Annotated in this window: 14 protein-coding genes, 1 tRNA gene and 1 pseudogene; 6 read left to right on the plus strand and 10 right to left on the minus strand. The window is 69.7% G+C overall.

Going from position 1 to position 19,536, the window contains the following annotated elements:
• Window positions 1–178, minus strand: a pseudogene (locus ABD378_RS44170) (short-chain dehydrogenase); the annotation flags it as partial.
• A 30-nt stretch (window positions 179–208) separates the two neighbouring features.
• Window positions 209–280, minus strand: a tRNA-Ala gene (locus ABD378_RS11615).
• 130 nt (window positions 281–410) lie between these two features.
• On the opposite strand from ABD378_RS11615, the gene ABD378_RS11620 reads away from it, so the two are divergent.
• Entirely contained in the window at window positions 411–2,882 is a 2,472-nt protein-coding gene (locus ABD378_RS11620; RefSeq protein WP_344520540.1) for a hypothetical protein, read from the plus strand.
• Window positions 2,883–2,926: 44 nt separating this feature from the next.
• On the opposite strand, the gene ABD378_RS11625 is transcribed toward ABD378_RS11620, so the two are convergent.
• Both ABD378_RS11625 and ABD378_RS11630 read right to left on the minus strand, forming a co-directional pair.
• A complete protein-coding gene (locus ABD378_RS11625; RefSeq protein WP_344520541.1) occupies window positions 2,927–3,166 on the minus strand; it encodes a WhiB family transcriptional regulator in 240 nt (79 codons plus the stop codon).
• Window positions 3,167–3,423: 257 nt separating this feature from the next.
• Window positions 3,424–4,218, minus strand: coding sequence for a VOC family protein (locus ABD378_RS11630; RefSeq protein WP_344520542.1), 795 nt, complete (start codon window positions 4,216–4,218; stop codon window positions 3,424–3,426).
• A gap of 236 nt (window positions 4,219–4,454) precedes the next feature.
• Between ABD378_RS11630 and ABD378_RS11635 the strand changes: the two genes are divergently transcribed.
• A complete protein-coding gene (locus ABD378_RS11635; RefSeq protein WP_344520543.1) occupies window positions 4,455–5,681 on the plus strand; it encodes a glycoside hydrolase family 64 protein in 1,227 nt (408 codons plus the stop codon).
• Between the two features lie 85 nt (window positions 5,682–5,766).
• On the opposite strand, the gene ABD378_RS11640 is transcribed toward ABD378_RS11635, so the two are convergent.
• The 3 genes from ABD378_RS11640 to ABD378_RS11650 form a co-directional block, all read right to left on the minus strand.
• Window positions 5,767–6,012, minus strand: a complete 246-nt coding sequence (locus ABD378_RS11640; protein ID WP_344520544.1) for a chaplin — start codon at window positions 6,010–6,012, stop codon at window positions 5,767–5,769.
• Between the two features lie 185 nt (window positions 6,013–6,197).
• Complete coding sequence (locus tag ABD378_RS11645) at window positions 6,198–7,217, minus strand: LacI family DNA-binding transcriptional regulator (RefSeq protein WP_344520545.1); 1,020 nt, start codon at window positions 7,215–7,217, stop codon at window positions 6,198–6,200.
• An 85-nt stretch (window positions 7,218–7,302) separates the two neighbouring features.
• Window positions 7,303–8,901 carry a GMC family oxidoreductase gene (locus tag ABD378_RS11650; protein WP_344520546.1) on the minus strand — a complete coding sequence of 533 codons (1,599 nt, stop codon included), beginning with the start codon at window positions 8,899–8,901 and terminating at the stop codon, window positions 7,303–7,305.
• A 176-nt stretch (window positions 8,902–9,077) separates the two neighbouring features.
• Here ABD378_RS11650 and ABD378_RS11655 point away from each other — a divergent pair, with 176 nt between their 5' ends.
• Window positions 9,078–10,037 carry a hypothetical protein gene (locus ABD378_RS11655; protein WP_344520547.1) on the plus strand — a complete coding sequence of 320 codons (960 nt, stop codon included), beginning with the start codon at window positions 9,078–9,080 and terminating at the stop codon, window positions 10,035–10,037.
• Window positions 10,038–10,292: 255 nt separating this feature from the next.
• On the opposite strand, the gene ABD378_RS11660 is transcribed toward ABD378_RS11655, so the two are convergent.
• Window positions 10,293–11,315, minus strand: a complete 1,023-nt coding sequence (locus tag ABD378_RS11660; protein ID WP_344520548.1) for a multicopper oxidase domain-containing protein — start codon at window positions 11,313–11,315, stop codon at window positions 10,293–10,295.
• 350 nt (window positions 11,316–11,665) lie between these two features.
• On the opposite strand from ABD378_RS11660, the gene ABD378_RS11665 reads away from it, so the two are divergent.
• The gene (locus ABD378_RS11665) at window positions 11,666–14,080 is read left to right on the plus strand and encodes a ThuA domain-containing protein (protein WP_386546605.1); all 2,415 of its coding nucleotides are present in this window, start codon (window positions 11,666–11,668) and stop codon (window positions 14,078–14,080) included.
• Complete coding sequence (locus tag ABD378_RS11670; protein ID WP_344520550.1) at window positions 14,077–16,287, plus strand: OmpL47-type beta-barrel domain-containing protein; 2,211 nt, start codon at window positions 14,077–14,079, stop codon at window positions 16,285–16,287. Before ABD378_RS11665 ends, ABD378_RS11670 begins: the two co-directional genes overlap by 4 nt.
• 96 nt (window positions 16,288–16,383) lie before the next feature.
• Here the strand turns inward: ABD378_RS11670 and ABD378_RS11675 are convergent, their stop codons facing one another.
• Window positions 16,384–17,337, minus strand: a complete 954-nt coding sequence (locus ABD378_RS11675) for a DUF6183 family protein (protein WP_344520551.1) — start codon at window positions 17,335–17,337, stop codon at window positions 16,384–16,386.
• Between the two features lie 64 nt (window positions 17,338–17,401).
• On the minus strand, window positions 17,402–18,415 hold the full coding sequence (gene ligD, locus ABD378_RS11680) for a non-homologous end-joining DNA ligase (RefSeq protein WP_344520552.1): 1,014 nt from the start codon (window positions 18,413–18,415) through the stop codon (window positions 17,402–17,404).
• Between the two features lie 876 nt (window positions 18,416–19,291).
• On the opposite strand from ligD, the gene ABD378_RS11685 reads away from it, so the two are divergent.
• Window positions 19,292–19,531, plus strand: a complete 240-nt coding sequence (locus ABD378_RS11685) for a helix-turn-helix transcriptional regulator (protein WP_344520554.1) — start codon at window positions 19,292–19,294, stop codon at window positions 19,529–19,531.
• Window positions 19,532–19,536: the final 5 nt, after the last annotated feature.

Below are 19,536 nucleotides of genomic sequence, written 5' to 3' on the forward strand. Positions count from 1 at the left end.
CGGAGAGTTCGGCCCCGCGCGCCTTGCGCCTGCGCAGCCGTCCGTCACGGGCGAAGGACGCGGCGACCTGCTCGGCGCGCAGCCGCACGGGGTCGTCGACCGGCAGCTCGCGGAGTTTGCCGACCACGTCGTGGAAGACCGCGAGGTCCGCCTCGCTGATCCCGCCGCTCTCACTCATCCGTCCCCGCCCGCCCGTGCCGTCCGCTCGTGGTCCCGGCCGGATTCGAACCGGCGTGTCCGCCATGCCATGGCGGCGAGTCTGCCTCTGCTCTACAGGACCCCGCACACGCCCGGACCTGGAGTGTTCGGCCCGCCCGCGCTCCCGGATCGTAACCGCGCGAGTACCGACGTGCCGAACGGATTTACGGCCGCCCGTCCCGGTGCAACGGTGGGCAGCGGGGGTGGAACCCATGGCACAGACCCATGAGTGGATGTTCTACGAGGTCATGTGGCGCGGCTGGGCGGGGCGGGCCCAAGTGCCCTATCCCGTTCCCTGGTGGGCGCAAGCGGCCTTCCGGAGCTGGAGCGACGACTTCGACGCGGGAACGTACGAGTCCAAGGAGGCCGCCTTCGCCTCCAATGCCCTGTACCGCTACTGGCACATGGTGGGCGTCAAGGACCACCGCCAGGAGTCCCTGATCGGGCAGGCGGGCGAGATCGAGCCGGTCTACGACAAGTACTGCCTGTCCTTCTTCCTCTACTCGCCGTCGACCGGCGCCGTCCGGCTGCCGCAGCTGACGGACGCCGGGGCCGTCGGCCAGCGCATGGAGGCGCCCCATCTGCCGGTGGTCCTGACGACGTTCCGCACCGCTGACGGCACCGAGTTCGTGCAGCGGACCTTCGGGACGGCCATCGGCCCCCGGCAGCGGGACCTCGTCGTGACCCGCCTGACCGTGGGCAGCGCGACCGGGCAGCCGCGCGAGGGCTGGCTGTGCGCGGCCGTCCTGCCCGCGGGGCCGAGCGGCTTCCAGCGGCACGACCGCAACGGCCGCCAGATCACCGACCGGCGCCTGACCTTCCTGCGCCATCTGCCCGATGAGGGGCGCGTGGAGACCAACACGGGCTGGGGCCCGGTGTTCGACACGGCTCCCGAGCAGTACGGCGTGTACGGCAACCCGGATTTCACGCACGACCCGGATTCCTATCTGACCCGCAACCCGTTCCACGACCTCGTCATGGGCGGCAAACTGAACGGCGCGACGCAGGCGCAGGACCAGATCGCGGGACTGTGCAGCGCGGCGTTCGCCTGGCCCTACCGGGTCGCGGACGACGAGCTGTTCGAGCTCGACGTGCGGCTTCCGGTCGACCAGTACAGCGGAGTCGCCGATCTGGCGGAGATCAGGGCCACTCCCGCCGCCGCTCTGGAGGAGGCCAACCGCGTCTTCTGGACGGGCAAGCTGATCGCGCAGGGCTTGCAGCCCGAACTCCCGCAGCCCGTCGCACACTTGGCGGACCAGTTCCGCCAGTGCCGCTCACAGCTCCTGATCCTCTCCGACCACGGCGAGATCCATCCGGGCCCGACGGTGTACGACTCCTTCTGGATCCGTGACTCGTCCGTCGAGGCCACTGCGTGCTCACTGGTCGGCGACGCGGCCCTGGCCGAACGCCAGTTGGGCACCCACTACCCGCTCAAGTTCAACCGCGGCACGGGCCGGATCGGGCCCTGTGCCGAGTACGGCTTCTACGGCGGGCCGCACGAGAAGAACGACCGCGAGTGGGACAGCAACGGCCAGGCGCTGTGGGCGATCGGCCGCTTCGACCGGACACACGGCAGGTCCACCGCGTTGGGCGCGAAGCTCTACACGCCGTACGTCATCGACGGCGCCCGGTGGCTGCGTGACAACCGCGATCAGTACGGCCTGCTGCACAGCGGCTGGAGCGCCGAGCACCTCGGCGAGCGCGACAAGCCGCACTACTGGGACGACCTGTGGGGCCTCGCCGGACTGTACGAGGCCGCGCGGCTCGCGGAACGGATCGGGTCTCCCGATGTCCCCGAACTCTGGGGCGCGTTCGACGACTTGAAGCGGGCCACGGCCGCCTCGGTGCGCTGGGTCCTGGAGGAGCAGCGCAAGCGCGGGGCCTGGGAGACGTACATCCCGACCGGACCCGGTGACGTCGGCAGGCTCGACTCGACGATGATCGGCACGGCGGCGTTCTTCCACCCGCTGCGACTGCACATGGGCAGCAAGCTGGGCGAGGACATCGACCGGGCGGCCCGCTGGACACTCGACACGATGTACACGCACTTCGTGACCGGCGGCTACCGCCACGAGGCGGCCTGGAACACCTACGGCCCCTACCTCACCACGCAGTTGGCGCACGCCTACCTGCTGTCCGGCGACGTCGAGCGGACGGACGCGCTGCTCGGCTGGATCGTGGGCGCCTCACTGCCGCGGACCGAGGACCGAGCGGTGGCGCTGGGCGCCTGGAACGAGCAGCACGCCTTCCCCATCGCCTCCGACTACCGCGAAGTCCCCTCCCGTCACTGGTACATGGGGGACATCCCGCACGGCTGGGCGGCGGCCGAGTATCTGCTCCTGATCCGCGACATCCTCTTCTTCGAGGCCGACGAGGACCGGGACCCGCATCTCTACATCGCGCCGGGCGTACGTCCCCACTGGGTGCCGGACAGTGCGTCGGTAGCCGTCGACGACGCCCCGAACCTGTTCGGCACGCCCTTCGGCTACCGGCTCACCCATGACGCGGGCGGCCGGAAGGTGACCGTGGACATCACGCGGGCGCCCGAGCATGTGCGGTACGTCTATCCGTGCCGGTTCGGCCCGGTGCGCGCGGTCACGGCGGACGGCCGCGATCTGACGGTGACGGGGGACGACGTGCACATTCCGGCGGGGACGAGGAGGTTCACGGTCACCTACGCCTGAAGCCTGAGGACAGGGCGCGAGCGCGGTCGCGTACCCGCGAGAGGTCAGGTGCGCCTGAGGCTGAGCCGCTCCTTCTCCGAGAGCCCGCCCCAGACGCCGAACCGCTCGTCATGGGCCAGGGCGTACTCGAGGCACGCCGGGCGCATCTCGCAGAGCTGGCAGATGTACTTGGCCTCGCGCACCGAGCTGCCCGGTTCCGGGAAGAAGAACTCGGATCCCGTCTGGGCGCACAGGGCCTGCTCCTGCCAGGCGAGTTCCGGCTCGGCTGTCATGTGGATCTGCATGCCACCGATGCTGGCAGGGCGCGCGAAACAAGCGATCAACGAACGATCAACGCCGTGACATGCGCTGTTTCAGGCTCCTCCTGATTGCCCGCGGGGGACGCGGCGAAACGTTCGCGGCGGGTTCAGGTACTGGACGCGACGACTCCGTTTATCCGCTCCGGTCCCGCCCTGCATCGCCCGGCGTGGCCGGACGGTGCAGGACGGCGGCCGCGGCCTCCACGGCCCGCGAAGCCCTCGGCCTGTGCAACCCCCGGCTCTCAGCCCGCGCTCGGCGCCTCCGGCTGCATCAGCGCGAACCGCGCACCGGACGGATCGGCGAGCTTGGCGAAGCTGCCGACGCCCGCGAGGTCCATGCGTGGCACCCGCACCGTGCCCCCGGCCGGCGCGACCTTGGCGAGCACCGCGTCCATGTCGGTCACCTGGAAGTACGGAGTCCAGTACGGCCCGGCCTCGGCCTCCTCCGGGGCTTCGGACAGCGGCCACAGGCCACCGAACATGTCGTTCTCCGTGCCGCCGGCGGGGTGCACCATCGTGTACGAACCGCCCTCGAAGGCCTGGGTGGTGCTGCCCCAGCCGAACACGGAGCCGTAGAACTCCTGGGCCGCCTTGATGTCCGGGGTGTAGAGCTCGGTCCAGCACATGCTGTTCGGCGCGTCGACCAGGTCGAGGCCCTTGTTCGTGCCCGGCTGCCACGCGGCGAAGCCGACCCCTTGGGCGTCGCTGAAGACCGCCATGCGGCCGAGGTCGCCGACGTCCATGACCTCGTACACCGTGCTGCCGCCGGCCTGCTCGACCGCCTTGGCCGTCGCGTCCGCATCGGTCGTCTTGAAGTAGATCGTCCAGGCCGGAGGCGCCTGGTCGGCGGTGACGGTCATGGCGCCCGCCACCGTCTTCCCGTCCGCCTGATACATGCCGTACCCACCGAATTGCGCGTCGCCCGATTGGAACTCCCACCCGAAGAGCGCGCGATAGAAGGCATGGGCGCCTTCCAGATCCGGGGTGCCGAGGTCCACCCACGTCGGGGCGCCCACGACATAACGGTTATTGAGCATGATCGACTCCTTTGTCGTATCTCTCTTCCGTCCCCCTGAGTCTGACACCCGGCACTGACAGTGCGCGCATGCTGCCACCTTGTGAAGGAAACAAGATTCTGAGAGCGCTCTCAGTCACAACTCTTGACGCTCGAATTCGCCGCCGCGACAGTGGTCGCACCACACGGCCAGCCACCCCCCCACAGCCACCACGGCCGCACAACATCCCCCCACACACCCATCCCGGGAGACCTTCCGTGATATCGCGTCGAGTGTTCCTGTCCACTGCCGCCGGTGCCGCCGGAGCCCTCACCTACCCCGTCTGGGGAAGCGCCCTCAGCCCCGGCGCCAAGGCAGCCCCCGCGACCTGCGAACTCGCCCTCCAGAACAAGTCGTTGCCCGGCGAGGTGCGGGCCTACGTCACCGGACACGAGCAGGGCACCGACCGCTGGGTCCTGCTGAAGCCGGACGGCGGTGTCTACCGGCCCGATTCACCGTCGGCACCGCAGACCCCGCTGCCCGTCGACTGCGCGATTCCGCTCGGCGCCGCGGGCTCCGCGCCGAAGATCCTGACGCTGCCTCAAATGTTCGGCGCCCGCGTCTATTTCGTGCGGGACGACAAGCTGGACTTCTTCCTCAACCCGGGTCCTTCGCTCGTCGAGCCCGCCTTCGCGACCAAGGAGGACGCCAACTACGGGCGCACCTGGTCGTTCTGTGAATTCACCTTCAACAGCTCGCAGTTGTACGCCAACATCAGCTACGTGGACCTCGTCACGGCCCTCCCCATCGGCCTGACCCTGGAGGGCGACGCCAAGCACACGGTGGCCCCGCTGCCGGACGGCGCCGTCGACAAGATCGCCTCCGACCTCGTCGCCCAAGGGGAGAAGGACGGGCAGCCCTGGGGTGATCTGGTGATCCGCGGCGACGGCGGCGACGTACTGCGCGTCATCTCGCCCCAGAACCTCATGGCCCCCTACTTCGACCGCCCCAATGAGATGCCGTTCCGGGACGTGTGGAACAGCTACATCGACGAGGCGTGGGAGAAGTACCGGAGCACGGACCTGAAGATCGACCTTCAGGGTGGCCGGGGTGTGTTCACGGGCCGGGTCAGCGGCGACACGCTGACGTTCAACGGCGGGCACACGTTCTCGAAGCCGACCTCGAAGGACATCTTCACCTGCAACCACGGTCCCTTCACCAACAACCCCGGAGACTCCGACGACAAGAAGGGCCTGCTCGCGCGGCTCGCGGCAGGGTTCAACCGGAGCATCATGCTGACGCACGCGGAGCAGCCCAACGGCGCCGGCGCCGGGGACTACTACAAGGGCGCGGTGACCAACCACTGGGCGCGAGTGGTGCACGCGAACTCGCCCATCGGATACGCGTTCCCGTACGACGATGTCCGGCCGGACGGCGAGCCCGATGTGTCCGGGGCGGCGCACGACGGGAATCCGCGGAGGTTCACGGTGAGTGTCGGGGCCTAGCGGCCCGGCCGGGACCTCCCGTACGCACACCGCCCCGTCGCAACTGGTCGCGACGGGGCGGTGTGGCGTGTGGCGGTCCGGGGACCTACTTGCAGTTGTTGCCGGCGGCCGGGTTGAGGGCGCCGACGAGGTTCAGGGAGTTGCCGCACGCGTTGATGGGGATGTCGACGGGGACCTGCAGGAGGTTGCCGCTGAGGACCCCGGGCGAGTTCTGAGCCGTTCCCTCGGCGTAGGCGCCGGGGCCGGGGTCGGCGGCGACGGCGGAGCCGGCCCCGCCGATGACGGTGACCGCGGCGAAGGCCGCTGCTGCCAGGATCGCGCACTTGCGCATGGTGTTACCTCCGGATGAGGGGAAGTGCTGAAGCGAGCCTCACCCGGTCACCGCGCGGCAAAAACGCGGGTGGACCGTGCGGGGTAACGAGGGCACTCGTTCGTGGGATTATCGGATCCCTGAGGCCCTCAGCCCCTGAGCCTCGGGCCGCCGGGGAGGGGCCGGGGCCGGGAAAATACGGGCCCCTACGCCGACCCCCTACGCACCAGTTCCGTCGGCAGGACGACGCTCTCCGTCGGCAGCTCGCCGCGTGCCAGCAGCATCCGGGCCATCAACCGGCCCATCTCCTCGATGTCCTGTCGCACCGTGGTCAGCGGCGGGTCCACCTGTTCGGCCACCGCGAGCATGTCGTCGAAGCCCACCACCGCGACGTCCTCCGGCACCCGCTTCCCCCGCTCCCGGAGCACCCGCAGCGCACCCGACGCCGTCAGATCGTTGGCGGCGAAGACCGCGTCCACGTCAGGGACGCGGTCCAGGAGCTCGCGCATCGCGCGCTCGCCGCCCGCCGGGGTGAAATCGCCCTGCGCGACGAACCTCTCCCCCGCATCCGGCAGGACGTCGCGGAAGCCGTCGAGGCGGTCCACCGCCGACGTCTGGTCGAGCGCGCCGGTGATGTGCGCGATGCGGGTGCGGCCGAGCGAGACCAGGTGGCGGACCGCTTCCCGCGCCCCGCCGCGGTTGTCGCAGTCGACGTACGGAGAGGTCACCGTCCCCTCCGGCCACCCCGGACGGCCCCCGAACACCGTCGGCACCCCAGCGCCCTGGATGATGCCCGGCAGCGGATCGTCCAGGTGCAGGGAGAAGACGAGGGCGCCGTCCACATGACCGCCGGAAAGATAGCGGCCGACCCGCTCGTGATCGTCCCGCCCCTCCGTGAGCAGCAGCACCAGCTGGACGTCACGCGACGTCAACTCCTTGCTGATGCCCCGCAGTTGCAGGGCGAAGAACGGGTCGGCGAAGACCCGCGTCTCCGGCTCGGCGATCACCACGGCCACCGCGTCATGGCGGCGGGTCACCAGGCTGCGCGCGGCGCGGTTCGGTACGTAGCCGAGCTCGGCGACCGCCTGCCTGACCTTCTCCGCGAGCACCTCGCGTACGCCCACGTCGCCGTTGACGACACGGGACACCGTGGCCCGGGAGACTCCGGCCCGGGCTGCCACCGCCTCCAGAGTGGGGCGCGGGGCGGCGCTCGACGGCTCGGTCACGTGGGGCTCCTCGGGGGCGGCTCGCTGGTGTGCGCCGGTCAGGATACGACCGGCGGGCGGGGCGGGGAGACACCTCCTGCCCCCGTCACCTCCGCGCGTCCGCCCTGATCAGCTCGGCCGCCTTCTCCGCGAGCGCCACCGTGGGGGCGTGCGTGTGGCCGCGCGTGATCCGCGGCATGACCGAGGCGTCCACGACCCGCAGCGCCGTCACTCCCCGCACCCGCAGCGCCGGGTCGGTGACCGACGCCTCGTCGCTGCCCATCCGGCAGGTGCCGACCGGGTGGTAGAGGGTCTCGGACGCCCCGCGGATCGTCCGGGCGAGGGTCGCGTCGTCGACCGTGCCCGGATGCGGCTCCAACGGGCCCGACGTGTACGGGGCGAGAGCGCGGCCCGCGAGGAGTTCCTCCGCGCGGCGCACCCCGGCCAGGAGCGTACGGATGTCGGGCTCCGCCGTCAGATAGCCGGGGTCTATGAGCGGCGCGGTGCCGACTCCCGGACCCTTCGGCGTGATCCGGCCCTCGCTCTCCGGCTGGAGCAGCACCACCCCGATGGTGATGCCGTGTTCGGTGGGCGGGGTCAGGCCGTGGTTGACGTAGGGGGCCGGAGCGAAGATCAACTCGATGTCCGGTGCCGTCAGTTCGGGCCTCGTCCTGATGAAGGCGACGGCTTCGGCGACGTTCGACGTGAGCGGGCCGCGTCCGCCGGCCAGGAACCGGCCGACATTGGCGAGGGAGTCCGCGCCGGTCAGCGTGATGGGCTGCGGGCAGCGCATGGTGACCGCGTACGCGAGGTGGTCCTGGAGGTGGCGGCCCACGCCCCGGGACTCCACGCGTGTCTCGATGCCCGCCCTCGAGAGGTCGTCCGGATCACCGACGCCGGAGGCCTGAAGGAGCTGCGGGGAGCCGATGGCGCCCGCGCTGAGGATCACCTCGCGGCGGGCGATCAGCTTCCCGGGGACACCGTCGGCGATGACACCGGCCACGCGCGTCCCGTCGAACTCCAGCCTGCGGACCCGGGCTTCGGTCAGGATGTGCAGATTGCGGCGGCGCCTCGCCGGTTTCAGATAACCGTCGGCGGCGCTCCAGCGGCGGCCCCGGCGCTGGTTGACCGGGGTGGGCGAGAAGCCGCTGTGGTCGGGCTCGTTCAGTTCCGTCAGCTCGCGCAGGCCCGCGTCACGACAGGCGTCGAGGAACGCCGTGGTGATCGGGTTGAGAGCCCGGGGCGGGGAGATCCAGAGCGGCCCGTCGCTCCCGTAGACACTGTCCGCACCTGACGCACCAGCCCCGCCCGACCACCGCTCGGCGCGCCGGAAGTAGGGCTCGAACTCGTCGTAGGACCACTCGGGCCCCGCGGCCTCGCCCCAGGCGTCGTAGTCGTCGCGGTGGCCGCGCACCCACATCATGGCGTTGATCGAGGACGAGCCACCCAGAGTGTGGCCGCGCGGCCAGTACAGTTCCCGCCCGTCGAGCGCGGCCTGCTTCGCGGTGGAGTAGTCCCAGTCGTAGGGCGTCTTGAACAGCTTCGGGAAGGCCGCCGGGATGCGGATCTCGGGCTTCCGGTCGCGTGGCCCCGACTCGACGAGCGCCACCCGCACCGCGGGATCCTCGGAGAGCCGAGCGGCGAGGACGCATCCCGCGGAACCTGCACCGACGATGACGTAGTCGTACACGCTGTCCTTGCTCAACTCGACTCCCTTGAATGGCAGTTGGCGGCGTGATGCGCACAGGGGGCGTACGGGTGCGGTGCATGGATGAGGCGCATGGATGAGGCGCATGGATGAGGCGTACAAGGAGTACACCCAACGTGGACCTCTGGGTAAAGGGATGGCGCGCGGATCGGCGCGTCCTACACGATCTCCACATGACGACCAGAAAGGCCGACGCCGAGCACGGCACGCAGCCGACCACGCAGCCCCGTACACCACCCGGCACACGGGAGACACTGCTCACCCCGTACGCACGGCTGCCCCGCCGGTTCCACGACCGCCACATCGCACACAGCACCGTCGACGCCTTCGGCCAGGCCCACTGGCTCCTCACCGCGCGCGAACCGGGGCCCGGACGTGGCGCGATGAAGCCGTACGACGCGGTGGTCGTCACCCTCGACACCGACGGCCGGGACCACGCGACGGAGCTGAACGCGGTGCGGGCACGGTTCCCTCGGATCGACGCGCTGCCCGACGGGGGCTTCGTCGTGGCGGACGCGCGCAGCCGCAGGTCGGAGCAGCACGTGCAGATCTTCGACCCGCTCGGGCGGGAATCGTGGGCCTTCCGCGTCGGGGACGCCGTCGAGGATCTGCTGGCCGACCAGGCGGGCCGGTTGTGGGTCGGCTACTTCGACGAAGGAGTGTTCGGGGACGACGAGCTCAGCCACCCGGGCCTGCGGTGCTGGAGTGCCGAAGGCGAGCCCCTGTGGGCGTACGAGGCGGCGGAGGGCGCGAGCGAGATCTACGACTGCTACGCGCTCAACGTGGCCGAAGATGCGGTCTGGGTCTGCGCCTACAGCGACTTCGCCCTCCTGGAGGTCCGCCCCGGCCGGGCGGCGCGGCAGCGCGCCAACGACTTGGCGGGAGCCACCGCGCTGGCCGTGCACGAGGGCCGGGTGACCTTCCTTGGCGGGTACGGGGACGAGCGTGACCGGCTCGTCGACGCCGAGCTCAGGCATGAGAAGGTCCGGCCGTACGCTACCGGGCGCATCGTCACGCCCGACGGCCGCCCGCTCGGGCACCGCAGGACCGTCAGCCGTGGCCCGCGAATCTACGTACAGGAAGAGCCGTACACCGCCTGGACGGTCCTCGACATCAGCGCGCTCGGCGTGTGACGCGAAGACGGCCCGTCGTGCCTCGGTGACACGGCATCCAGGCTGTCGGGATGTTCACGAAGCACAGCGGCCTCGACCCGCTCGTGACGGGGGCTCCCCCCGAGGAGAGCCGTGCCATCGAGGGCCTCGTCGGTCTCCTGGAGCACGACCCGGAGATGCGTGCGCACAGCGTCACCGGCGCCCTGCGGCGCGGCGCCCCGACGCGTACGACCGGGCGGAGCTGCTCGCCGCGCTCCTGGAGGCCTTGCGCGACCTCTAGCCGTGATCGTGTCCGGAGTCCCCGGAATTCTTCGCGTCCCCGGAAGACTCCTTCGCCGCCCCCGAAGCATGATGCGGCTCATAGTCCGGGATCGTCCCGTCCGCCTTCTTCACCAGGAAGAGCCCCGCCATCCCCATGTCGGAGTGGCTCTGCACATGGCAGTGGTACATCCAGGCGCCCGCCCCCACCCCCTCCCCCGCGATGACCTGGAAGCCGAACGAGTCACCCGGCCCGGTGATCTTGTCGTCGAGGATCTGGCTGGGGTCGTCGGGGCCGGTCAGCAGGCCGGTGCGGTTGTCCGCCCAGCGGTGACCGTGCACGTGGAACGTGTGGTAGTACTCGCCGTGCGTGATCGAGACGAACTCGACCCGATCACCCACCGTGGCCTCGAAGTTGGGGCTGTCGTGACCCGCCTTGTTGTTGATCGTCATGTCGTTGAAGACGATCGTGAAGGTCTTGTCCGGGAGAAGGTCTCCCTTGCGGCGCACGATCAGCGCGCCGTAGAGCCCCTTGCGCACACCGCCCGTCCCGTGATCGGTGCCGACGACGTGGTCGTGGTAGTGCCAGTAGCCCGCGGTGCCGGGGCGCCAGGTGCCGTCCTTGCGGCGGCCCGGCGCATGCGTGCGCCAGGTGTAGGTCCGCATGCCGCCCGGCTCGACATCGCTCTTGGTGTGCTTGGTGCCGTCGCTGGATATCTCGTAGTCCATGCCGTGGACGTGGAGGCTGGCGTTCACGTCCATCGTGTTCTCGAACTCGATGTGCAGGGTGTCGCCCTCGTTCAGCTCGATGAGCGGGCCGGGGATGGACGCCTTGCCCTTCTCCAGGCCGTAGCCCATCTGCCCGTCCGGCAGCTTCTCGGCGTACATCTTGATGCGGCGCACCTCACCGCCGGCCGGCGCGGTCTTCGGCCCATCGGCCGTGCTCGCCTCGGGCGCGGTGGCCAGCGACAACGATGTCACACCGGCCGTCGCGACGGCCCCGCCCACGAGCATCCGCCGGTTGAAGCTCCGTCTGTCCATGCCGAACTCCCCACTGCGGTACGGAGACTGACGGGGCGCAGGTGGCCCCCGAGACGGCCACACGGTATCGGGGGGATCTTCGTTTATCCACACGCAGGACAAAGTTCGCGGAATTCCAGTGTTACCTATTGGCGAGTGGCCAAAAGAGGTCTAGCTTCATCCGCGCCTGTTGCTGTGACCGACGAGGGGTGGGTGTACTCATGCGGCTCACACCGCATCAAGAGCCCTTGGCTGTACGAGGGTTGAGCAGAGTCAGACGCAGACCGAACCGCCAGATGCGCAACCAGGACCAGCACCGCAACCGGGTCGGCTCGCGCCGCGCCTGGGCCGCCGCCCTGCTCTCCGGAGCCATGGTCACCGGCGCGCTCTCCACACAGGCCGCCACCGCGCGGCCCTTTCCCGAGCCACCGTTGACAACGATGTCCCTGCCGTCGCCGCCCGGCCAGGCGAACGTGCGCGTCCTGGTCTTCCACGGGTCGGCCGCGGGCGGCGACGAGTCACCGGTCGTGAACGCCGGCATCGAGGCCATCGAGAAGATCGGCCTGTCGGGACCGGCCGCCCAGCGGTTCAAGATCGAGGCGACCGACGACCCGGCGGTCTTCACGAACGAGGCCAAGCTCGGCAAGTTCAACGCCGTCGCCTTCCTGACCGGCGGCGGCGACGTCCTCGACCCCGAGCAGGAGGCGGGCCTCGAGGCCTACATGGAGGCGGGCGGCGGTTTCCTCGGCATCCATGACGCGGCCCGCGCCGAGCCGTACTCGAACTGGTTCACCGGTCTGATCGGCGCCCGCCCGGCCGACTCAAGCCCGACGAACGTGCAGCGCGCCACCGTCGAGGTCGGCGACCGGGAGAATCCGGCCACCAAGGACCTGCCCCTGCAGTGGAAGCGCCCCGACCAGTGGCTGAACTGGACCAAGAACCCGACCGGCGAGGTCCACACCGTGGCCCGCGTGCGTGAGTCGACGTACCAGCCGGGCGCGAGCAAGAACGGCGCCGACCACCCGGTCTCCTGGTGCCGTGACTACGACGGCGGGCGCTCCTTCTACACCGGCATGGGCGGCACGGCGGCCTCGTACGACGAGACCGACTTCCGCCAGCACCTGCGCGGCGCCCTGCTCTGGACCACCCGCATCGCCCGCGCCGACTGCAAGTCGACGATCACCGCCAACTACAAGGCGCAGCGTCTGACCCAGGCCAACCAGCCGGGCCAGAACGACCAGATCGGCGAGCCGCACGGCCTGGTCACCGCGCCCGACGGGCGGGTTTTCTACATCGGCCGGGGCGGCGCGGACTCCTCACAGCCGGTCGTCACCGACTGGAACAACCCGGACATGGGCAAGGGCAAGGGCGAGATCCACGTCTACGACCCCAAGACCAAGAAGTCGACCCTCGCCGGAGCGCTCACCATCTTCGGCAACAAGGGCGGCGGCGATGAGCTGATCAAGGTCGAAGAGGGCCTGCTCGGCATCGAGTTGGACCCGAAGTTCGAGCAGAACGGCTGGGTGTACCTGCACTACACACCCCACTCGAAGATCAACCGTGAGACGCACATGGCCGAGCGCTACGTCTCGCGCTTCACGCTCGACCAGGCCACGAACAAGCTGGACCTCGCGAGCGAGAAGGTCCTGCTCAAGTGGCCGGTGCAGATCCACAGTTGCTGCCACGCGGGTGGCGGGATGGCCTGGGACTCCAAGGGCAATCTCTACGTCGCGACCGGTGACAACAACTCCTCGGGCTTCAGCAGCGGTTACTCGGGCAACAACCCGGAGCCCAACTTCAAGGGCGTCTCCTTCGCCGACGCGCGCCGCACGGCGGGCAACACCAACAACCTCAACGGCAAGATCCTGCGCATCCACCCGGAGGCCGACGGGACGTACACGCTCCCCGACGGCAACCTCTTCACGGGCAAGGAGCCGGACGAGGGCGGCGGCAAGACGCGCGGCGAGATCTATGTGATGGGCGTCAGGAACCCGGCGCGCATCTCCGTCGACAAGAAGACCGACACCCTCTACGCGGGCTGGGTCGGTCCTGACGCCGGTCAGCCGTCGACGACTTGGGGTCCCGCGAAGTACGACACGTTCGCCGCGATCACGCACGCATCCAACCGCGGCTGGCCGTACTGCATGGGCAACAACCAGCCCTACCGCGACCGCAATCTGCCGGACCCGACGAAGCCGCTTGGCTGGTACGACTGCAAGAACCTGAAGAACGAGTCGCCCAACAACGACGGCCTGGTGAACATCCCGCCCGCCGAGCCGAACAACATCTGGTACTCGCCGCAGGGCGGCGGCGTCGACTACCCGCGCGACGCGAACGGCATCCCGAGCTACAAGACGGAGGAGCAGAAGATTCTCCTGCCGTGGCTCAAGGGCGGCGGCCAGGCCACGATGAACGGCCCGGTCTACCGCTTCGACGCGGCCAACACCAGCGCGGACAAGTGGCCTTCGTACTGGGACGGCAAGTGGTTCGTCGGTGACTTCTACGACGCCGACCAGCCCCGGCACGCGGTCCTCACCGACCCGAAGACGGTCGGCAGCGGCGGCCTGCCCACGCATGCCGAATCCCTGAAGAAGATCATCCCGATCGGCAACGACGGCATCAAGAACCTCATGGACTGGAAGTTCGCCCCCGACGGCTCGCTGTACGTGCTCGACTACGGCCGCGGGTTCTTCACCTCGGACTCCAAGTCGGCGCTGTGGCGCGTCACTTACTCGGGCGGCGAGGCCACACCGGCCGCCAAGGACCTGGCAAGGAGGGCGGGATGACGATACCCGCGGTACGCAAGCGAAGACTCTGGACGGCGCTGTTCGCGTCGCTCCTGATGGTGCTCGGCCTGACGTCGACGGCGGCGAGCCAGCCCGACAACCCGGGCCGGGCGGCGGCCCAGACGCTGACCTGGACCGCGGACAACGCGATCGACAAGTACGCATCCGCGCCCACCACGGCGGTCGCGGGTGCGACGACGATCGTCTTCGAGAACAGTGAGGCGACCGGCAACAACACCGGTATGCCGCACACGTTGACGTTCGACGTGTCCGACCCCGAGTACAACAACGACGTACCGCTGAACATCCTGGCCAACCCGAACGACGACCAGGGCGGCAAGCACACGGCGGAGGTCACCCTCACTCCCGGCCGTTACCGCTACCACTGCACGATTCCCGGCCACGGCTCGATGCAGGGCATCCTCGTGGTGACCGAGGGCGGCGGCGAGGACACCACGGCCCCCGAGACCGCCGCGAAGGTCGAGGGGCAGACCAACGCCGACGGCGCGTACGTCGGTTCCGCCACCGTCTCGGTGACGGCGACCGACGAGGGCGGTTCGGGCGTCGAAAAGACCGAGTTCGCGGTCGGGGCGGACGGCGCCTGGCAGCCGTACACGGCGCCCGTGGTCGTCGACCAGGTCGGCACCCACAAGATCCGATATCGCGCGAGCGACAAGGCGGGCAACGTGGCGGCCGAGAAGGCCGTGGACTTCACGGTGGTCCCGCCCTCGTCCGACGACAAGACGCCACCGGAGACCTCGGCCACGGTGACCGGCGAGAAGAACGACAAGGGCGAGTACGTCGGGATGGCGACCGTCACCGTGACGGCGTCCGACACCGGCTCCGGCGTCAACAAGATCGAGTACGCGGTCGGTGACGGCGGTGCATGGACGGCGTACACCGCGCCGGTCATGGTCCACGCGGCAGGCGCGCACAAGATCCGCTACCGCGCGTCCGACAAGGCGGGGAACCAGGCGGCCGAGAAGGCCGTCGAGTTCACCGTGGTCACGCCGCCGGTCGAGGACAAGACGCCGCCGGAGACCACCGCGAAGGTCGAGGGCGACAAGAACTCGGACGGCGCGTACGTCGGCAAGGCGAAGGTGACGGTCACCGCGACCGACGCCGACTCCGGTGTCGACAAGGTCGAGTACTCCCTCGACGGCGGTCCGTATCTCGCGTACGCCGACCCGGTCGTCGTCGATCGCGTGGGGCGCCACACGGTGGCGTACCGCGCGAGCGACAAGGCGGGCAACACATCGGCGGCCAAGGACGTCTCCTTCACCGTCGCGGAGGGCGGCGGGGTCCCGGCCCCCAACTGCCCTGAGTTCGACGAGCGGTTGACGGTCATCGTCGGCACGGTCGACACGGGCATCCCGAACCGGGTGACCAACAACCGCTGCCGCATCAACGAGATGATCGAGGACGAGAAGGAGTGGACCTCGCACGCGCTCTTCCTCAAGCACGTCAAGAGCGTGACGGACAAGCTCCTGAAGGCCGGTGAGATCGACCAGCGCGAGTACAACAAGATCAACCGCGCCGCCAAGCAGTCCGGCATCGGCAAGCCCGGCCAGACCGAGGGCTACCGCAAGATCTTCGACGGCACCCAGGACTCCCTGAACAAGTGGGAGCAGGTGGGTGGCGGCAAGTTCGGCCTGAATCCCGACGGTTCGATCACCAGCAGCACCACCGTCCAGGGCATGGGCATGCTGTGGTTCCCCGAGCGCAAGTACGGCGATTTCTCGCTGAAGCTCCAGTGGCGGGACGACGCGCCGGGCAACGGCAACGCCAACGGCGGTGTCTTCGTGCGCTTCCCGCAGGTCCACGACCACCCGGAGGAGTCGCGTCCGGAGTGGGTCGCCATCAAGTACGGGCACGAGGTGCAGGTGCTCGATCGTCCTGACGGCGACATGTACAAGACGGGCTCGATCTACGGCTTCGACCGGGTGGGTCTCGGCGGCGCCGGGGTCACCCCGAAGGGCACGTGGAACGACTACGAGATCAAGGTGGTGGACCAGCACTATTCGATCTACCGCAACGGCGTCCTGATCAACGAGTTCGACAACACGGGCGGCCAGGACTTCACGCCGCCGCGTGGCGACGACCCGGGCACGGACGGACGTCGGTACTCGTCCGGCTATGTCGGTCTCCAGGTGCACGGGGTCACGGATGTGATCTCGTACCGGGACATCAGGGTCAAGGAGCTGTAGCCTCCGCGGCTGCCCGCGTCCACTGCGGCGCTCTCATCCCGGGCGGGGTGAGGGCGCCGCTGCTTGTGGCGAGCGGGACCGTCCGTCCATTCCGGTTCAGTCGTCGGTGTCGGTGTCGGTGGCCGCAAGGACCGCCACCCGCGTCCGGGACGGATCGAGCACCGCGAAGCCCACGTCGGCCGTGTCGTGGTGGAACCAGCGGGTGAACGCCATGAAGCGCAGCCACCGGCAGTCGGCCGCGTACCGCACGGTGTCGAGGAACGGCGTGTCGGCGGGCACGCCGAGCAGTGCGTACAGCCCGCGCCAGGCGTGGAGACGGGCGTAGGCCCCGTGCTGGGGGCGCCCGCCGACACCTCCGTCGCACGACGCCGAGTACAGCTCGTTCGCCACGTCGTCGGCCGCCGTCAGACAGGCGAGGGCCCCGCCCCGCCCCATTTCCCCGGCCAGGCAGTCCAGCGGCAGCCCTTGGAGGAAGGCCATGCCGAAGTCGTCGTCGCTCAACCGTTCCGGCAGCGCGAAGAACCGCACTTCGGGCTCGCACGCCCAGCCCCCGGCGGTGAACGCCCCCGCGGCGTCCCGAGCACGCTCCGCGTCCCGCACCTCTTGCGCCGTGCGCCCGGCCGCCGCACCGCCCGCCGCGCCGCCCGCCGTGGCCGGGATCTCGGGGAAGCGCGCCCGCAGCTGCCCGGCCGACTTCACCGGCCCTGCGCCCCGGACCCGCACCCCGAAGCGGTGCTCCAGGTCGAGCCGCTCCCCCGGCAGCCAGGACAGCGGATGCCCCAGCTCCCGCAGCCGCTCTGCGTAAGCCTCGAACTCCGGCCGTCCACGCGAGGAGACCCCCGCCAGCACCAGCTCACCCAGCACGCAGGCCCGCAGCTCGACCTCCGGGTCATCGGCGCTCCGAGGCGGCTCGACGAAGAGCGGGTAGAGCTCCGGGAGCCGCCGCCCCTTCGCCAACGCGGCGGCGATTACCCGCAGTTGATCCGGACAGGATGCGGCGATCCTCTTCAGCTCCGCGGGTTCGGGCAGAGGCGCCTGGTCTTCGCTCACGCGAGGAGCTTAAGGAGCCGACGGCGTACCACTAGCCAACGGCGTACTACTAGCCGACGGCGCACTACTCCTCGTGCTTGGCCCGGCTCGGCTGCACCCGCTTCGGCTCGCCCGGCATCTTCGGGTACTCGGGCGGATAGGGCAGGTCGCCGAGGCCGTGGTCCCGTTCGTCACGGGCGGCGAGTTCGAGGAGAGATTCCAGGGAGAAGGCATGCTTCTCCATGTCCCCGTGCACATCGCCGACTTGCCCGAACCGCTCCGGCATGGTGCCGATGTCGAAGTCCTCCGGCACCGCGTCGTCGACCTCGTCCCAGCGCAGGGGTGCAGAGACGGGGGCGTTCGGGCGGGGCCGCACGGAGTATGCGGAGGCGATGGTGCGGTCGCGGGCGGTCTGGTTGTAGTCGACGAAGATCCGCTCACCCCGCTCCTCCTTCCACCACGCGGTCGTGACCGCGTCCGGCATGCGCCGCTCCAGCTCGCGACCGCAGGCGATGGCGGCCCGCCGCACCCCGGTGAAGTCCCACCGCGGCTCGATCGGCACGAAGACGTGCAGGCCGCGTCCGCCGGATGTCTTGGGCCAGCCCTGGATCCCGAACTCGTCCAGGAGAGCGCGCAGTTCATGCGCGGCGCGTACCGCGTCCGCGTAGTCCGTGCCGGGCTGCGGGTCCAGGTCAATGCGGAGTTCGTCGGGGTGGTCGAGGTCGTCGCTCCGTACCGGCCAGGGGTGGAAGGTCAACGTGTTGAACTGCGCGGCCCAGATGACCGCGGCGACTTCCGTGGGGCACATCTCCTCGGCCGTGCGACCACTGGGGAAGGCGATGGTGGCCGTGGGGATCCAGTCGGGGTGGTTCTTGGGGACGCGCTTCTGGTAGAAGAACTCGCCGGTGACCCCGTCCGGGAAGCGCTGCAGCGTCGTGGGGCGGTCGCGCAGCGCGCGTACGATCCCGTCCCCGACCGCGAGGAAGTAGCGGGCGACGTCCAGCTTGGTGAAGCCCGGCTCCGGGAAGACGACCTTGTCCGGACTGGACAGCCGCAGCGCCCGCCCACCCGCGTCGAGCTCGACCGCTTTACCACCCATGCGGCCACGCTAGGCGAAACGGATGATCGGCGCATATCGGGCACAGGGCGGCACATGGGCACAGAATCGAGCGTGATGGCACGCGTGTGGCACACCGGGGGAGGTCAGTGAAGGGCGCGCGTCCATCGTTCGCGGCGCCCGAGCCGTCCGCGCCACGTGACCACGACGGAGAAATCCGCGGGCGACGACATGTGGGCGAACGTCAGGACGGGGACGACCTCGCCCGGCGCAACTGACGCGGCCCGAGCCTCCGCGTCGACGTCGCTGCCATCGGCCGCAGAGCCGACCCGGACGTGGACGTCCCTCGCAGCGGCGCTGCCGGCATTGCGGACGAACGATCGACCGCGTTCGGCGCGGTCAAACTCCCATGCCACTGCGCTGCGTTCGCGCCACCAGACGGCGACGGACGCTACGGCAGCGACGGTGGCCGCTGCCGATCCCACCCAAGTTGCCCAGTCTCCTGCATCCACATCGGCACCGTAGCCGCTCACAGGCGTGGTGGTGCCACGCCGTTGGCGCTGTCCATTGGGCGGGGCGTCGGTGCATCCACCGCAAGCGGCCAGCAGCGTGGATGGGAAAGCGACACGGTACTCCGAGGACCGACGGCCGGACGTCGCCTGGTGCATATTCGAAGGCCCTAGGAGCCCTATACCTTCGAATCCATGAGGCAGGCGTGATCTTTAGCGTATTCTGCCAGGGAGGATGCGTTAGCCGTACAGCCAAGGTCCCAGCCGCCACGAGGCGGACTCCAGCGTGACGCTCCGCGGGGACGAAGGCCAGACGGCGCCGGTAGGCGAAACGGCATGATGCCGTAGCCGAAGCGCGATGCGAAGCCAGACGGAGACCTCGACTCCTGCTCTCTGCCCATGCCTTGGGATGCCCCGTGCCGCGCTCCTTCAGTGGTCCCGCCCTACGTTCCGCCCGCCGCTCCGCGGCCTCACCGTCCCCGAACTCGCCGCAGTCGTCGGCAAGTCCCAGTGGACGATCTATCGCACGGAGCAGGGCCGCGTGCCCGTGCCCGTCGACCTGGCGGACGCGCTCGCCGAGGCCGTCAACGTCCAGCTTGAGGCGCTCCTGCACGCCGACCCGCTGGCGGTGGGTCTTGACGCCCGGTGACCGAA

Origin of the sequence: Streptomyces rectiviolaceus (genome assembly GCF_039533825.1) — a bacterium.
GTDB classification, from domain to species: Bacteria; Actinomycetota; Actinomycetes; order Streptomycetales; family Streptomycetaceae; genus Streptomyces; species Streptomyces rectiviolaceus.

Coding starts and splice junctions, on each gene's coding strand:
- ABD378_RS11655 (WP_344520547.1), top strand. CDS start 9,078: ATGACGACCAGAAAGGCCGACGCCGAGCACGGCACGCAGCCGACCACG.
- ABD378_RS11685 (WP_344520554.1), top strand. CDS start 19,292: ATGCCCCGTGCCGCGCTCCTTCAGTGGTCCCGCCCTACGTTCCGCCCG.
- ABD378_RS11670 (WP_344520550.1), top strand. CDS start 14,077: ATGACGATACCCGCGGTACGCAAGCGAAGACTCTGGACGGCGCTGTTC.
- ABD378_RS11630 (WP_344520542.1), bottom strand. CDS start 4,218: ATGCTCAATAACCGTTATGTCGTGGGCGCCCCGACGTGGGTGGACCTC.
- ligD (WP_344520552.1), bottom strand. CDS start 18,415: ATGGGTGGTAAAGCGGTCGAGCTCGACGCGGGTGGGCGGGCGCTGCGG.
- ABD378_RS11625 (WP_344520541.1), bottom strand. CDS start 3,166: ATGCAGATCCACATGACAGCCGAGCCGGAACTCGCCTGGCAGGAGCAG.
- ABD378_RS11665 (WP_386546605.1), top strand. CDS start 11,666: ATGGTCACCGGCGCGCTCTCCACACAGGCCGCCACCGCGCGGCCCTTT.
- ABD378_RS11660 (WP_344520548.1), bottom strand. CDS start 11,315: ATGGACAGACGGAGCTTCAACCGGCGGATGCTCGTGGGCGGGGCCGTC.
- ABD378_RS11640 (WP_344520544.1), bottom strand. CDS start 6,012: ATGCGCAAGTGCGCGATCCTGGCAGCAGCGGCCTTCGCCGCGGTCACC.
- ABD378_RS11620 (WP_344520540.1), top strand. CDS start 411: ATGGCACAGACCCATGAGTGGATGTTCTACGAGGTCATGTGGCGCGGC.